The following is a 15561-nucleotide window of genomic DNA, read 5'->3' on the forward strand; positions in this document are numbered from 1 at the left end:
CTTGATAAAACTCGGTATTCGTTTGTAATTACAGTAAAATTCTCAACATACGACGCAGCGGTTCAGCCGCACCCCATAACAGTTGGTCACCAACTGTAAAGGCAGACAAATACTCTGGGCCCATGTTCAATTTACGCAGGCGCCCTACAGGCGTGCTTAGTGTGCCAGTAACTGCCGCGGGTGTTAGCTCGCGCATAGTAATTTCACGGTCATTCGGCACTACTTTCACCCAGTCATTATGAGAAGCCAGCAGCTGCTCAACCTCTTTTAATGGGATATCTTTTTTCAGTTTTAAGGTGAAAGCTTGGCTATGACAACGCAGTGCGCCAACACGAACACATAAACCATCTACTGGAATGATGTTATTACCTGTTGCTAAGATTTTGTTGGTTTCCGCTTGGCCTTTCCACTCTTCACGGCTTTGGCCGTTTTCCAGCGCTTTATCAATCCACGGAATTAAACTGCCCGCTAATGGCACACCAAAAGCATCCGTTGGCATTGTGCCGCTACGGGTAAAGTCGGTCACTTTTTTCTCGATATCTAAAATTGCGGATGCTGGGTCTTGCAGTTCTTTTGCCACTTGCGTGTGTAATGAACCCATTTGCGCTAACAATTCACGCATATTACGTGCACCTGCACCTGATGCCGCTTGGTAAGTGGCAACAGATGCCCATTCAACCAAATTATTGGTGAATAAACCGCCCAGAGACATTAACATCAAGCTCACCGTACAGTTACCGCCAACAAAGGTCTTAACGCCTTTATTTAATCCATCTTGGATGTGTTGGTTATTCACTGGGTCTAAAATAATAATCGCATCATCTTTCATACGTAATGAAGATGCCGCATCAATCCAATAGCCATTCCAGCCAGATTCACGCAGTTTCGGATAAACATCATTGGTATAGTCACCACCTTGACAGCTAATGATAATATCCAATGCCTTTAGTGCGTCAATATCAAACGCATCTTGTAACGTACTGCGGTGGCCGCCGTAAGTGGGTGCTTCTGCACCATGTTGTGAGGTCGTAAAGAACACAGGACGAATTCCATCAAAATCACGCTCTTCAACCATTCTCTGCATCAGTACAGAGCCAACCATTCCTCGCCAGCCAACAAATCCTACATTTTTCATTTCTATTCACCCTGTTTGTTTAATATTTTACCAAGAAATTTCCAGTTCCGACTCAAGCCCTCTTAGATGCTGCCATTTTTATCATTCATCGGGCATTCTCATAAGTTGAAGCTAGAAATTTTTCGGATGTATTAAACCTGACAAAATATGCCCCAGTGTGCAAGTGAATTTCATCACTATTAACTGAATGATTAGTAACAAAACTAATGATCGACGAAATATCTGAATATTTTTTCCAAATTGGAAAATTGCCTTTCACCATTTATCCCTACATAGAGCCTACTCAGACAAGTAAAATCAAGCTAATTATCATAGAAATGGGTCTTGCACGATGAACAAATATGTCCTTTTTAGTTTTTGGATAGTGTTAATTTATCCAATTGGCGTTGACCTGCACCTACCAGGCCTTCCCCTTATTGCTGCGGACCTAAAAGCCAGTGAAAACCAACTACACACGACATTTTCCATTTACCTAGCGGGTATGGCATCAACCATGCTCATCGCCGGCTGGTGTGCCGATCATATAGGCAGAAAACCCGTTCTCTTGATTGGAACACTGCTGTTTACCATTGCATCCTTAATGGTGGGCACGGCATCAACCGTTTCTGTCTTTCTAGGCGCTCGTTTTTTGCAAGGGATTGGGGCAGGTTTCTGTTATGTCGTCACCTTCGCATTATTACGTGACGTCTTGCCGGCTCAGGCAAGAACTCAGATTTTATCTGCAATGAATGGTATCACGTGCATTGCTCCTGTCCTTGCCCCAGTTATCGGTTTTATTCTTTTACTGTTCTATCACTGGTCCGCAATGTTCTATTTCATGGCAGCTTATGCAGCACTCAGCTTTGTTTTCTGCTTGGTTTCTATTAAAGAGACTAAACCTGTAATTTCCACAATGGAAAAGTTACCACAATCAAATGAGCAATTATTTAATCAATTATTTCTTTCTCGTTTAGTTATATCCTGCCTCGGAATGGCTGTTATTCTAACCTATGTCAATGTTGCACCTATCATCTTAATGACTAACATTGGTTTTACGGCAGGGGAATTTTCAACGTCAATGGCGTTACTGGCTGTAGTCAGTATGGTGACATCATTCTCAATGCCTAAATTAATTTCCTTATTTAAAAACCAATCCATACTATATGCTGCGCTCAGTCTATTTTTACTTAATGCATTAATACTATTAGTCTTTATGATGTATCTTAACCATATAGCCCTGTTATTTATCGTATTTGCATTCTGTGGTGCTGGGTTTTCAATGTTATTTGGGATCATTATGAGCCAAGCCTTATCTCCCTTTACTCAGCGTGCTGGATTGGCCAGCTCAGTATTAGCTATAGGGCAATTAAGCTTTGCGTCATTGTATATTTGGATAATGGGTTGGGTTGGCATATCGTCTTTAAATATGCTTTTAATTATCTTATTAGCGACAGGTATGATTGGGTTCACATTACTCAAAATACCTGTTTCCCAAGCGAAGAGTGAGGTTGCTATCTATGAATAAGATATTGCATCGATTAGACTTAAACTTACTGATTATTTTGCAATATCTTCTTGAAGAACGTAGTGTTAGCTTAGTGGCGAACCGCTTATCTGTTACGCCTTCTTCAGTGAGTAAGTCATTGGCAAAACTACGTGATTGGTTTGGTGACCCCTTATTTATTCGAAGTCCGCAAGGGTTAGTTCCAACCCCGCTAATGCACCAAATTGAAAAGTCACTACCTGAATTTTTAAATTTATCAAACTATATAGCCAATATTCGCGATACAGAAAAACCCAAAGGGATCAACTTCCGTCTAATGATGGAAGCGCCTCTTAATCTCATCATGCTACACGACTTATCATTAAAAATATTGAATCAATACCCTGAATCAAGTGTAAGAGTCCATGATTGGGATTATAACTCCCTTGCAAGTATCATTGCTGGTGATGCTGATATCGGTGTTTTAGGTCGGGAAAGTCATCACAAATCAAAAGAGTCCATTAAATTAATTCCAGATATTCTTAATTTTGAAATACTCTTCACTGACAGGCCTCTCGCTTTTGTGCGGCGGGACCATCCACTTCTAAAGGAAGAATGGAATTTAACTAACCTTCTGAAATACCCACATATTAGCACTGAATACAGCAACCGCATTCCTTGGGCTTTAGATGACCTACTGCAAAGTATACAGCTCGCTCGTCATATTCATTTATCATACTCATCATTTGAACAATCATTATTAATGGCATCTCATTCAGGGCATTCATTGGTCACCTGTGCGCCAAGTTATTGCCAACATTATGTCAATCAATTCAAACTCAATTTAGTATGCCTTCCGATCCCTATCGACGAAAGTTTGTACCAACAACTCGATATTCCTTTTTTAATGTTGTGGCATAAACGAAATGCCTATAACTCCAAGACATTATGGTTAAGAGAGCAAATTAAAACGGGCGTTTCTGCTTTTATGAATGGAATATAACTGATTGATATTTAAAAGCTGAGATGTACGAAATATATCCATACATCCCAACTTTATCAAAATACAGGGAAATGAAACGCAAATTTAACGTTTTTTCTTACAGCCTTGTACTGCTTTAAAACGCGGATTGGTTTTACAAATCACATACACTCGCCCACGGCGGCGAACCACTTGGCAATCTGGGTGGCGTGTTTTTGCTGTTTTTAATGAACTCAACACTTTCACGTTTACTTATCCTCTGTTTGCAGAAAACGCCCAAAACGTTTCTGAAATTGCGCGGTTTTCCCTTCTTGGGAAATTAATTTCTGTTTTCCGGTATAGAACGGATGGGATTGAGAAGAGACGTCCAGCGTGACATACGGGAAGGTTTCGCCTTCAAATTCAATCGTTTTTTCAGTTTTAATCGTTGAACCCACTTTGAAATAGGCATCCGCACTGGTGTCATGGAAAACCACTGTGCGATATTGAGGATGGATCCCTTGTTTCATAATAACCACCTAAATGTAATGTTATAATATAACAATACACCGTTTAAAAATGGCGTGCAATTATTTTCTTTATCTAAAGAGAAAAGAGAAGAAGACTGGCGTTATTTTTCTAATAACGCCAGTGAGTTGAGGTGAAAATCAAAAACCTTAACGATAACCTTGTGATAGCGGAACTTCAGGATCTGGCTCACCGGTGATACGGTTTCTTAAATCGCGACGAATAATCTCAATTGACCAAAACCAAATTAAATGGCCAAAAATTTCAGAGACATTTTCGTACCAAGGTAAGTCTAAAAGTGGTGGTGTTAAGCCCATTAAAGGGAATGAAATCATATGGACAAACAACTGAGCTAATGCCCCAGCTAACAAGCCTTGCCATAATTTAATTTTTGGAAAAATCTCAGCAACGATGCAATAACCTATCGCAAAGACTAATGAAAATAGAATATGCGTCACGCCAACCCAATTAAAGACATGCCCCGCAAAGGTGTACACGGCGGCATTGGGATCCACCATCCCCAACCAGTCCCTTAAAAAAACATACGGTGGATTGAGGAAATTACGCGAGCAATCAACTTGCTCTGCAACGCGGATCAGCGTTTCAGGTGAACAAGCCACATTAAACATGTCAGTTGGGCTGCGTGGAGGCAAAGGCACTTCAGCTCCCCATTTCACAAATGCAGAAACAATCCCACTGATAATACCGACAAAGAAAGCAACACCATAACGGCGACGTTTTTTTTCTGTGATATAAAAGAATCCCCGAGCCATAGAACCTCTTTATTTGACTTAAGTTTTTGAGATCCATTTATTCTCTTTTTATGAACATCCGTAAATGATGTAAATCAATAAAATAATAATCACTGATAGAAATAATTACCGCCCTAATTGCACCTCTAGTTCACTGAACAAAAATAAAAACCAAAACGATAATTTCTCTAGCCATAATCTTTTGTATAATTAAACCATCACATACGATCATTTAATTGTTTATCAAGTGGATACGTCATTACCGGTGATAAACACACCATTTGGGGAAGATGAAAATGTATTACGGCTTTGACATGGGCGGAACCAAAATTGAACTGGCAGTCTTTGATGATGAACTTAATCAAGTCTGGCAAAAACGCGTTCCTACCCCCAAAAATGACTACCAAGCGCTGCTGGATGCCTTTCTTGTACTCACCCAAGAAGCCGATGAAAAATTCAATTGCCAAGGGAAAATTGGCGTTGGTGTTCCCGGCATTGTGAATCACGCAGAAGGCACCGTATTTACCACTAACGTCCCTGCTGCACAGTACAAGCCGCTGATCCATGACTTAGCCAATACTTTACAACGCCCGGTAAAAGTAGAAAACGATGCCAATTGCTTTGCCTTATCCGAGGCTTGGGATCCTGAATTTAAGCGCTATCCAACCGTGCTAGGGTTGATTTTAGGTACCGGAGTTGGTGGTGGATTTGTCATTAATGGCAAAGTGCTATCAGGGAAAAATGGTATTGCAGGCGAGATTGGTCATATGAATCTCAGTATTCGTGCCGCAAAATTATTAGGTGACACGGTTCCTGAAATAACCTGCGGCTGCGAACAGACAGGTTGTTTCGAGACTTACCTTTCAGGGCCTGGGTTTGAACGTATTTATGCCGCATTTACTGGGGAAAAACGTTCTGCGATTGAAATTATTGAGCGATACCATCAACAAAGCCCTGAAGCGGTTGAACACGTTGAGCGCTATATGTCTGTGCTCGCGATGTTTATGGGGCAGGTCATTACAGTTTTTGACCCTGATTTAGTCGTCTTCGGCGGTGGGTTGTCGCAATTTGAAGAGATTTACCAACGTTTGCCTGAAGTACTTCCTCAATACCTATATGGCATTGCCACTTTACCTGCCATTGAAAAAGCCCGCTATGGTGATTCTGGCGGGGCTCGTGGCGCGGCTTTCCTCAACTTAATCGACTAGTTTTCCTTTCTGACTCCTTGGCAATTGTCTGCCAAGGAGTATATTTACCTTTATTTTTAGATGATAATCATTATCATCCATTTGCGAATGGTGATAAAATAAACCAATATCAGTAGGTTTGGTTATCGTTACCATTTTAAGAATAACCTCAGAAAATTATAACGAGAAAACAGCAAGATATTATTAAATATCGGCGATAAAGACTTGTCTGATACAGCTTTTGGCTAAAAACGCTATTATTGCGTTACATACAATGAGGCCACAAACAAAGCATCTGCCATTAACCCGAAACAACAATAAAGAGAATATCTTATGGGATTGTTTTTCCAGAGTAGTTTGATGTTTCCCACCATTATTTTTAGTGGTTTGCTCATTATTGTTCTTTTTTATTGGCTATGTGCCGCGTTCGGCTTACTTGATATTGATGTCTTCAACATCGATACTGAATTTGATGCAGGGCTCGACGCTACGGGCTTTGCTGGCTGGCTCACTAAACTGGGCTTAGCCGGAATTCCGGTCACCATTATTCTAACCTTATTTACGCTATTTGGCTGGGTAATCAGCTACTTCTGCGTTTATGGTTTTATCCGTTTTATTGATTCAACTTTATTACGCTATCTTGTTGGCTTTGCTGTATTTGCCATCACACTGTTTATTTCCCTTCACCTCACCGCCTTATGCTTAAAACCCGTTCGTAAAAAACTCGTTAGCCTTAATAAGCCGAAAACTGTACATCAGCTTATTGGCAAATTAGCAACCGTGCGTTCAGGATCAGTGAGTGAACAAAATGGGGAAGCAACGCTGGAAGACGGCGGTGCAGGGTTAATTTTACAGATACGCGCACCGTCAGACGAGAATTTAAAACGGGGCGATCGGGTTGTCATTATTAGTTATGACGCGCAGTCCCACAGTTACCAAGTCGTGACGGAAGATGAATTTCGTCATTAATTTTCACGATATAGACAATAAACCTTTGCTTGCCTATTTAAAATAACGACCACGTCGGAACCTATGGAGAAGAAATATGGATTTGGCTGCATTAATGCCCTTTTTAACCATTATTGGCGGGATCATCGTCATTATTTTAGGCTTCTTTGGATTATTTAAAGCCTTCTATATCAAAGTCCCACAAGGTACCGCGTTGATTGTGAACGATATGTCGTCACAACCCAAAGTGCATTTCACTGGAGCGCTGGTTTACCCTGTTATCTACAAAAAAGAATTTATGCGCATTTCCCTTCTCACGTTAGAAGTGGATCGCCGTGGTAAGGACGGTTTGATTTGCCATGATAACTTGCGTGCAGATATCACCGTTGCCTTCTACTTACGTGTAAATGAAACCACCGAAGACGTCCTAAAAGTGGCAAAAGCCATTGGGGTCGACCGCGCTTCTGACCACCAAGCTGTTAGCACCTTATTTAGTGCAAAATTCTCTGAGGCGCTAAAAACAGTCGGTAAGCAGTTTGATTTAGCAAAACTTTTCGAAGACCGCCAAAACTTCCGTGACCGTATCGTTGACGTGATTGGTAAAGACCTTAATGGCTATGCATTAGAAGACGTTGCCATTGACTACTTAGAGCAAACACCAAAATCTGCCCTTGATCCAAACAATATCTTTGACTCCGAAGGTATTCGTAAAATCACTGAAATTACCGCTATCCATAACATTGAAACTAACCAAAAAGAACGTGACCAAGAGTTAGCGATTCAAAAGAAAAATGTGGAAACGCGTGAAGCGAGCTTAGCCTTAGAGCGCCAACAAGCCGATGCAGAAGCACGTCAAAAACGTGAAATTGACAATATTCGTTCTCGTGAACAAGCAGAAACACTGCGTGTTCAAGAAGAAGAGCGCCTAAAATCGGAACAAGCACGTATTCAAACTCAGCAAGAAATTGAAATTCGTGAAGAAAACCGCATGCGTGAAGTTGAAGTTGCTCAACAAAACCGCACCCGTGCCGTTGCCATTGAAGAAGAGCGCGTTAGCCGTGCACGTGAGCTAGAAATCGTTGCCCGTGAACGCGAAGTTGAACTGCAACGCATTGAAAAAGAAAAAGCCTTAGAAGAAGAACGCAAAAATATCTCGAATGTGATCCGCGAACGTGTTGCCGTTGAAAAAACCGTGGCACAAGAAGAAGAGCGCATTAAAGAAGTCCGTGAAGTTTCTGAAGCTGAACGTATGCGCCAAGTCACGGTCATCAATGCACAAGCAGAAGCAGAAGAGTTATTAGTTCGCCAAGTGAAAAGAGCTGAAGCCGATGAAGCCAGCGCGAAACACAAAGCGGAAGAAATCAGCACCATGGCACAAGCTGAATTAGAAGCCTCCGCCAAACAAGCGGAAGCGAAAAAACGCTTAGCAGAAGGGATTGAGGCAGAACACGCTGCGTTAGGTTTAGCCGAAGCACGCGTTCGCCAAGCAACTGCTGAAGCCGAAGAAAAAGAAGGTTTAGTGCTTGCCAATATCACCGCTGAGAAACTGTTAGCCGAAGCCCGTGGTTTGAAAGAAAAAGGTTTAACCGAAGCGCAAGTGATGGAAGCCAAAGCGAAAGCAGAACAGCAACAAGGCCTTGCGGAAGCGAAAATTCTCGAAGAGAAATTAGCGGCACAAGCGCGTGGTGAAGAGCAACAAGCTAACGCGAAAGAAAAATTAGGTTTAGCAGACGCGAAAGTCCTTGAAGAGAAACTCGCTGCACAAGCACGCGGTGAAGGCCAATTAGGTTCAGCACAAGCAGAAGTTATCCGCCAGCGCCTGAAAGCCGAAGCTGACGGTTTAACCGACAAATTCAAATCTATGGATCACCTCAGTGACACCGCGCGTTCCCATGAAGAATTCCGTATGCGCCTTGAAAAAGAATTTGAGCAATCCATGGCCTCTATTGATGCAAACAAAGAAATTGCCCGTGAGCAGGCAGATGTCTTGGCCGCAGCGCTTAGCAAAACTAACATCGAAATTGTCGGTGGCGATGGCAGCTTCTTCAATACCTTCTCTAAAGCACTTAGCCTAGGTAAGGCTGTTGATGGCTTCATGGATAAAAGCAGCTTCGCTAAAGAAAATGTCGAAAAGCTGATTAACCGCAGCAAAGAAGATAAAAAAATCGATGTAGCGGCTTTACTGAAAAACCCTGAAGTTCAAGACCTTATCAATGGTTTTATGGCTGCTAAAGGCGCAGGCCAATTAGCAAAAACGGTAACGGCGAAACCCGTTCCACCCACTGATGACCAACTTTAGTTAATCAAAATCTGAGGGGGCTTTTTTGCCCCCTATTGCCTTTGTTTTTTAATCCATCTTAAGGGAATTCGCTGCACCATGTCAGATTTTCAGGAAACGGATCGCGAGCAAGAAATACTCGATAGCGCTGTTGCAGAAGGGGGCGCTTATGAAATATTACGTAAGCGACTGACCGAACAAGGCCAGCAACTTCATCAAAAAGCGACACAGCTCAATGAAAAACGCTTAGAAGAATTTGGCCAAAGCCAAATGGATATTATTGGGCGTATTCGTATTCGTACTGAAAATAACTGCCAAGCCCGAGATATTATTCGCGTGGGTGAATGGTTGTTATTTGGTTATAACGTTTTCCTTGGATTAAAAAAAGAAACGCACCTTGATGATGTGTTTTCATTGTATCGTTTGATTGAAAATGACGGTGAATTTGACGTTGAAACCGTCGACAATGAAGATACCTTTTTAAATGACACCCGCTTTGTTCAGGATTTTACTGAGCTCTATACCTATTATAAAAACACCCAATTACTGCAACTTGTTGAGCGTGATGGCAAGCTGTTAGCGAGCTTCCAAATAGGCGAGCGCATTACCGATGTACGCGTTTTTCGTTGGTCGATTTCAAGCGATAAACAGCGTATTGAATACATTGATAATCGAGGGGAGCGTGATATCGCCCTCCCTCCTGCTTATGACTTTGAGTGGCAAAAAACCACTCGCGAAGATACCGTAAATGGCCGTTACCCGCACATTAATATCCTCGATACCGTATTCGTTGAAACCATCGGTGGCGACTTAACAATCAAGTGTGAAAATAACACAGAAGATGGTTTAGGAATTTACCGTGAAGTGGTGCTGGATAAAAACCAGTCCCTCGATGATGCGCAAATTGAATATGCCCAAACGGGCAGTTTGATTATTTTAAAGATTTTGCCTTATCGGGAAGAAAGCTGGCGTTATCTGGTTTACAACACTCTGACCCAGTCTGTGCAGCGCATTGATGCCATTGGGCAGGCTTGTGTTCAACTCCCTGAAGATCACGGTATTATTTTCCCCGGTGGCTATTACCTGCAAAATGGTGAATACAAAACCTTTGAGCAACCAATGGATGGTATGCGTTTTCGCCGTTTACGTCGCTCACCCAATGGGGAAGACGTTTTATACGTTTTTTATTCGCCGAACCAAGGCCGTATCGCACTTTTCAACTATAACCTGATTGAACGTACCCTGTCCGTTCCATTGATTGGACACGGCTATGCCATGCTTGAAGATGGCAAAATGGTGCTGTTTGAAGGTGAGGGAGAAGAAGCCACCCGCGTACACCCAATGCAAGTATGGCAAACGCCTTTTTACTCCGATGAGTTTGCGGACAAACAGCCTGCTCGAGGGGGCTTTTTTGGCCGAATTGGTAATGCAGATTTAGTACGCGGTATTTCTGAAATATTGCATGTTGCCAAAGAGATTGAAGGCAATCAGGTCTCTATCACCCGCTATGAGCAGCTCAGCCAGCAACCTAAAAACTTGTTGGATTTGTACTACTGGTTTAGCGATGAGCAATGTTTAGAAATTGGTAAGTTACTCAAAGAAATCACGCAAACCAGTGAATTAGTCCTCGATGAGTATGAAAAGGTGGAGAGCATCCGCCAGCAGTCAGCTAAATCGATGAATGAGGCCGTTAGCCGGCAAAAATCGCTCTTAGCACTCACATTACCCGACAGCTGGAATGATATTCAGCAATTTGTAGATGGTTTAAATGCCCTAAACGCACAGCGTGGGCACTTGATTTCGCTGCGTGAATTTCGCTATATGGATTTAGATAAACTCAGCGAAATGGAAGGCGAAATTGAAAAAAATCAACAATATGTCTCCCAAGAAACCGCCGTTTTTCTCGCTAGCGATAAAGCACTACAACCTTTCAAAGCACAATTAACGGTTTTTGAAGAACAAACTGAAAAAGCGCAAAACAGCGCCCAATTAGATATCCCAATGAACGACATGGAAAAAATGTCAGCTGATTTGGATATGTTATCGAATTTAATGGCATCACTGTCATTCAATGATGTGACGCAGCAAACCCATATCATTGATTCTATTTCACAAATTTATGCGCAGTTGAATCAGTCACGGGCTCGCTTACAACAAAAGCGTAAGTCCCAAACCAGCGTTGAAACTGTGGCGCAATTTGGCGCACAATTCCGCTTATTTAGCCAAGGGATCACCAACGCATTGTCCCTTGCGACAGACCCAGAGCGTTGTGATGATCAGCTATCAAGATTACTGGTTCAATTAGAAGAGTTGGAAAGCCAGTTTAGTGGCCACGATGAGTTTCTTGATGATATCTTAGCCAAGCGCGAAGAATTACTCGAAACCTTTGAATCCCATAAACAAATTCTCATTGATGACCGCCAGCGCCGCGCACAAAACCTATTAACGGCCGCCGATCGCCTACTCGATAGCTTGCAACGCAGAACAACCCGTCTGCAATCTCAAGATGAGCTAAATGCCTTCTTTGCCTCAGACCCGCTTGCGTTAAAAACGCGAGAAATCATCGAAAAACTGCGGGAAATTAACGACAACGTTAAAGCTGATGATATCGATGCACGCTTAAAAGCGTCTCGCGACCAAGCGATCCGCATTTTGCGTGATAAAACCGATATTTTTGAAGATGGCGGTAACGTCATCAAATTGGGTCGCCACCGCTTTAGCGTCAACACGCAAGAGTTAGACCTGACTATTTTGCCTAAAAATAACCAACTTTGGGTATACCTCACAGGCACCGATTTTCAAGAACCAATTGAAAATGCAGAACTCGCGCAGTTACAGCCCTATTGGACAGCAACATTAGAATCTGAGTCAGAGACGGTTTATCGCGCTGAATACCTTGCTTATTCAATTATTTACTCAGCCGCTAAGCGCCAAGATGAACTCAGCATGGCGTTGTTAACCAGTGCGTTAACGTCCCCTGAGAAGCTGGAAAAAATCGTGCGCGATTTTGCAGGCCCGCGCTATAAAGAAGGCTATGAAAAGGGTATTCACGACCACGATGCCATTGCTATCTTAAAAAAATTAATTCCAATTGGTGAGAGCGCCGATCTCCTGCGTTATAGTCCTACTGCTCGGGCAATTGCCGCTATTTACTGGGAAACCGCTCAAAACGAAGAGTTTCCCGCACTTTGGCCTGAACGTGCCAGAACCGCGATGAATATTCATCAGCTGTTCCATAATGATAATGCCTTGATTGACCTACAAGCGGAAATTGAAGCCAATATCAGTTTGTTTTTACAAGATAATCCAATCCAGTGCCAAAGTTATGAACAAACACAAGCTGCGGAATACCTCAGCTTTGCATTAGCACGGACACCGATTGAATTGGTCTACAGCAAATATGCAAAAGAACTGGTTTTAGCATTACAAGACCGCTTAGAAGAAGCCCACATGTGGCTTGATTTCAATCGTTCCCAGCAAAATTTAGGTACGCGCTACGCTCAACGTTGGTCATTGATTCAAAATTGGCTGCAAGGGCTGTGCTCAACCCCTGAATTTGCACATCTGGTGCCTTATATACCGGGTGCAATTGCCATTATCATCTTAGATAAAGTGGCTTCAGCCCGTTACAGTGAAGCAGACCTTTACTTTAAAGTCAGTGGCTTACTGGGGGAACACCCAACCATTGAAAACCAAACACTGTCACTCAGTTTGGATAATTACTTTAGTCGGATGCGCGGGCAGCGAAAACGCTTTATCCCTGAGTTCCGTCAATACCAAGCTTTGCGCCAACGTATCGTCACAGAGGAACGTAGTCGCTTAAAACTGCATGAGTTTAAAGCGAAGCCATTAAGTTCATTCGTCCGTAACAAGCTAATTAATGACGTCTATTTACCAATTATTGGCGATAACATGGCGAAGCAAATTGGCGCACTCGGTGAAGGGAAACGTACCGACCTCATGGGGCTCTTGTTAATGATTTCCCCACCAGGTTACGGTAAAACCACCTTAATGGAGTACGCAGCCGATCGCTTAGGGCTGATTTTCATGAAAGTGAATGGCCCTGCTCTGGGTCATGATGTGCTTTCCCTTGACCCTGCACAGGCACCGAATGCCACCGCAAGGCAAGAGCTGGAAAAACTCAATTTAGCCCTCGAAATGGGAAATAACGTCATGCTGTATGTGGATGATATCCAACATACACACCCTGAATTCTTACAGAAATTTATTTCCCTGTGTGATGGAACACGGCGTATTGAAGGGGTTTGGAAAGACAAAACCAAAACCTACGATATGCGAGGTAAGAAATTCTGCGTCGTAATGGCGGGGAACCCCTATACCGAATCAGGTGAAGTGTTCCGTATCCCTGATATGTTAGCCAACCGTGCCGATATCTATAATCTCGGGGAGGTATTAGGCGGGATGGACGATGCTTTTGCATTAAGTTATATCGAAAATAGCCTGACTTCGAACCCCGTTTTAGCCCCTTTGGCACTAAGAGATCTCAATGACTTGTATCTTCTTGTGGATAAGGCCATGGGTAAATCGGTTTCAACCAATACACTGAGCTACCCTTACTCCGATGCTGAAATTAATGAAATCACTTTAGTCATCAAACAATTAATTAAGCTTCGTGACATTGTATTGAAGGTTAATCAACAATACATTGCCAGCGCCGCTCAGTCGGATAAATACCGCACTGAGCCTGCATTTCGTTTGCAGGGCAGTTACCGAAATATGAATAAACTCAGCGAAAAAGTCTCTTCTGTTATGAATGATGAAGAGCTAGAGCGGCTATTAGATGACCACTACCTCGGTGAAGCCCAATTGCTGACTACGGGTGCAGAGGAAAATTTACTCAAACTCGCAGAGTTACGAGGAACACTGACCGAAAAAGAAGCCGCACGTTGGCAGCAAATCAAGAAAGACTTTATGCGCCATAAAGCCCTTGGTGGTGATAATGCAGATATTGGTGATCGGGTGGTTGTCCAGCTCGCCTCTTTAGTCGAAAGCGTTCAAGCATTAGGTAAAGTGGAATGAAATACCCCCGCGTGACGCTATTAGTGGCTTTAGTTGCCCTATTAGTTGGCATTCAGCTGGTTAATAGCTTAACCGCGGGTGGGCTAATTCATTTTGGTATTATCCCTCGCACTGTCAACGGGCTGGTGGGTATTCTGTTTGCCCCTTTTATTCACGGAAGTTGGGATCACTTACTCAGTAACCTTCCCCCACTGATTATACTCAGCGCTCTATTACTCCACCGCACCGTCAAATTTTATCTCGTTACATCGCTCTTTATTATTGTTGTGGGAGGTTTGCTGGTGTGGCTAGTGGGTCGCAATGCCGTGCATGTCGGTGCAAGTGGCTGGGTTTTTGGCTTATGGGGGCTGTTGATTGCCCAAGGTTTTTTACGCCGAAAATTCGCTGACATCGCCATCGCATTGTTAGTGCTATTTTATTTTGGTGCAATGGCGAGCGGCTTATTACCCGTTCATCAGTATATTTCGACAGAATCCCATATTGCTGGCGCGTTATCAGGTATTTTGTTTGCTTGGATAATCACTAAAAGGGGAAAAAGCCGTCAGCGCACTGAAATACGGTAAACACAGCGCCCAGCTCCCTCTAACAAATACTGTTCACGTTCAATACTTACCTCTTTACCTATCACTTCTTGAAAGAGCGCTAATTCCGAGCGGCAAAAATTTTGGCAAGCCGTTGCGGCGGCGCAAATCGGGCAATGGTTTTCAATAAAAAGCCAATCTTCTCCCTCTTGCTCCACTTTTGCCATGTAGCCTTCTTCGCTGCGTACTTCAGCTAATGCGGCAAGGCGCTCTGCTAACGGTAAGTTTAGGCAGCGGGTGATATATTTTTCACGGCTTTCAATCTCTCGTTGGTGAATAAGTTTTTCCAAGCCATCATCACCAAAAATAGTCCGAACAGAATCAATCAGCTGCAACGCAAGCTGAGCATGGGTGTCAGGGAAACGCTGATGCCCCAATTCGGTTAACACCCAATTTTGCCGCGGCCGACCAGCGCCTGTTTGTGATAAACATTGGGCGCCTTCAACTAACCCCATCGATGTCAGTTTTTGAATATGTTGCCTTGCGGCTTCCCCTGTCATATTTAAATCGTTGGCTATCACTGACGTCGAAATCGGCCCTTTGGTTTTAATACAAAACAGCACTTTATCGACGGCTTGTGTTAGATTTAAATTATCAAAGTAATTACTTGCATTAATCATTATGCGACTCTATTATCCAAGCTGTTACTTGGATAATACCTCTTTTTTCCCTATTCCGTCTAGCGGGTC

12 protein-coding genes are annotated in these 15561 nt (G+C 42.9%); 7 read left to right on the forward strand and 5 right to left on the reverse strand.

Annotated elements, in window-relative coordinates; translation table 11 throughout:
- Positions 1-28: 28 nt before the first annotated feature.
- Complete coding sequence (gene asd, locus AC4IFO_RS14640) at positions 29-1135, reverse strand: aspartate-semialdehyde dehydrogenase (protein ID WP_490735413.1); 1107 nt, start codon at positions 1133-1135, stop codon at positions 29-31.
- A 331-nt stretch (positions 1136-1466) separates the two neighbouring features.
- On the opposite strand from asd, the gene AC4IFO_RS14645 reads away from it, so the two are divergent.
- Positions 1467-2639 carry an MdtL family multidrug efflux MFS transporter gene (locus tag AC4IFO_RS14645; protein ID WP_490735415.1) on the forward strand — a complete coding sequence of 391 codons (1173 nt, stop codon included), beginning with the start codon at positions 1467-1469 and terminating at the stop codon, positions 2637-2639.
- Positions 2632-3600: an HTH-type transcriptional regulator YidZ gene (yidZ, locus tag AC4IFO_RS14650; RefSeq protein ID WP_490735417.1), complete on the forward strand. Its 969-nt coding sequence runs from the start codon at positions 2632-2634 to the stop codon at positions 3598-3600. The genes AC4IFO_RS14645 and yidZ overlap by 8 nt, the downstream gene beginning before the upstream one ends.
- 84 nt (positions 3601-3684) lie before the next feature.
- Here yidZ and ykgO read toward each other — a convergent pair whose 3' ends face one another.
- The 3 genes from ykgO to AC4IFO_RS14665 form a co-directional block, all read right to left on the reverse strand.
- A complete protein-coding gene (gene ykgO / locus AC4IFO_RS14655; protein WP_004906789.1) occupies positions 3685-3825 on the reverse strand; it encodes a type B 50S ribosomal protein L36 in 141 nt (46 codons plus the stop codon).
- Between the two features lie 2 nt (positions 3826-3827).
- Positions 3828-4088, reverse strand: coding sequence for a type B 50S ribosomal protein L31 (locus AC4IFO_RS14660; protein ID WP_219245179.1), 261 nt, complete (start codon positions 4086-4088; stop codon positions 3828-3830).
- A 147-nt stretch (positions 4089-4235) separates the two neighbouring features.
- Complete coding sequence (locus tag AC4IFO_RS14665) at positions 4236-4859, reverse strand: YagU family protein (protein ID WP_219245180.1); 624 nt, start codon at positions 4857-4859, stop codon at positions 4236-4238.
- Positions 4860-5134: 275 nt separating this feature from the next.
- Here AC4IFO_RS14665 and nagK point away from each other — a divergent pair, with 275 nt between their 5' ends.
- The 5 genes from nagK (at position 5135) to AC4IFO_RS14690 (ending at position 14854) form a co-directional block, all read left to right on the forward strand.
- On the forward strand, positions 5135-6046 hold the full coding sequence (gene nagK, locus AC4IFO_RS14670) for an N-acetylglucosamine kinase (protein ID WP_490735420.1): 912 nt from the start codon (positions 5135-5137) through the stop codon (positions 6044-6046).
- Between the two features lie 312 nt (positions 6047-6358).
- Positions 6359-6994, forward strand: coding sequence for a ubiquinone biosynthesis protein UbiH (locus tag AC4IFO_RS14675; RefSeq protein ID WP_490735422.1), 636 nt, complete (start codon positions 6359-6361; stop codon positions 6992-6994).
- 76 nt (positions 6995-7070) lie between these two features.
- Positions 7071-9272, forward strand: coding sequence for a hypothetical protein (locus tag AC4IFO_RS14680; RefSeq protein ID WP_490735424.1), 2202 nt, complete (start codon positions 7071-7073; stop codon positions 9270-9272).
- A 78-nt stretch (positions 9273-9350) separates the two neighbouring features.
- Positions 9351-14291, forward strand: coding sequence for a DNA repair ATPase (locus tag AC4IFO_RS14685; RefSeq protein ID WP_490735426.1), 4941 nt, complete (start codon positions 9351-9353; stop codon positions 14289-14291).
- Positions 14288-14854: a rhomboid family intramembrane serine protease gene (locus AC4IFO_RS14690; protein ID WP_490735428.1), complete on the forward strand. Its 567-nt coding sequence runs from the start codon at positions 14288-14290 to the stop codon at positions 14852-14854. Before AC4IFO_RS14685 ends, AC4IFO_RS14690 begins: the two co-directional genes overlap by 4 nt.
- On the opposite strand, the gene AC4IFO_RS14695 is transcribed toward AC4IFO_RS14690, so the two are convergent.
- On the reverse strand, positions 14833-15492 hold the full coding sequence (locus tag AC4IFO_RS14695; protein ID WP_490735430.1) for a helix-turn-helix transcriptional regulator: 660 nt from the start codon (positions 15490-15492) through the stop codon (positions 14833-14835). The two genes, AC4IFO_RS14690 and AC4IFO_RS14695, sit on opposite strands and share 22 nt — an antisense overlap.
- Positions 15493-15561 lie beyond the last annotated feature (69 nt).

This window comes from Providencia sp. UF-224 (assembly GCF_058245955.1).

What these genes read in the sequence shown, in the direction of transcription:
- asd (WP_490735413.1), bottom strand. Translation starts at nt 1,135, where the DNA reads ATGAAAAATGTAGGATTTGTTGGCTGGCGAGGAATGGTTGGCTCTGTA.
- AC4IFO_RS14675 (WP_490735422.1), top strand. Translation starts at nt 6,359, where the DNA reads ATGGGATTGTTTTTCCAGAGTAGTTTGATGTTTCCCACCATTATTTTT.
- nagK (WP_490735420.1), top strand. Translation starts at nt 5,135, where the DNA reads ATGTATTACGGCTTTGACATGGGCGGAACCAAAATTGAACTGGCAGTC.
- AC4IFO_RS14680 (WP_490735424.1), top strand. Translation starts at nt 7,071, where the DNA reads ATGGATTTGGCTGCATTAATGCCCTTTTTAACCATTATTGGCGGGATC.
- AC4IFO_RS14690 (WP_490735428.1), top strand. Translation starts at nt 14,288, where the DNA reads ATGAAATACCCCCGCGTGACGCTATTAGTGGCTTTAGTTGCCCTATTA.
- AC4IFO_RS14645 (WP_490735415.1), top strand. Translation starts at nt 1,467, where the DNA reads ATGAACAAATATGTCCTTTTTAGTTTTTGGATAGTGTTAATTTATCCA.
- yidZ (WP_490735417.1), top strand. Translation starts at nt 2,632, where the DNA reads ATGAATAAGATATTGCATCGATTAGACTTAAACTTACTGATTATTTTG.
- AC4IFO_RS14665 (WP_219245180.1), bottom strand. Translation starts at nt 4,859, where the DNA reads ATGGCTCGGGGATTCTTTTATATCACAGAAAAAAAACGTCGCCGTTAT.
- AC4IFO_RS14685 (WP_490735426.1), top strand. Translation starts at nt 9,351, where the DNA reads ATGTCAGATTTTCAGGAAACGGATCGCGAGCAAGAAATACTCGATAGC.
- AC4IFO_RS14695 (WP_490735430.1), bottom strand. Translation starts at nt 15,492, where the DNA reads ATGATTAATGCAAGTAATTACTTTGATAATTTAAATCTAACACAAGCC.
- AC4IFO_RS14660 (WP_219245179.1), bottom strand. Translation starts at nt 4,088, where the DNA reads ATGAAACAAGGGATCCATCCTCAATATCGCACAGTGGTTTTCCATGAC.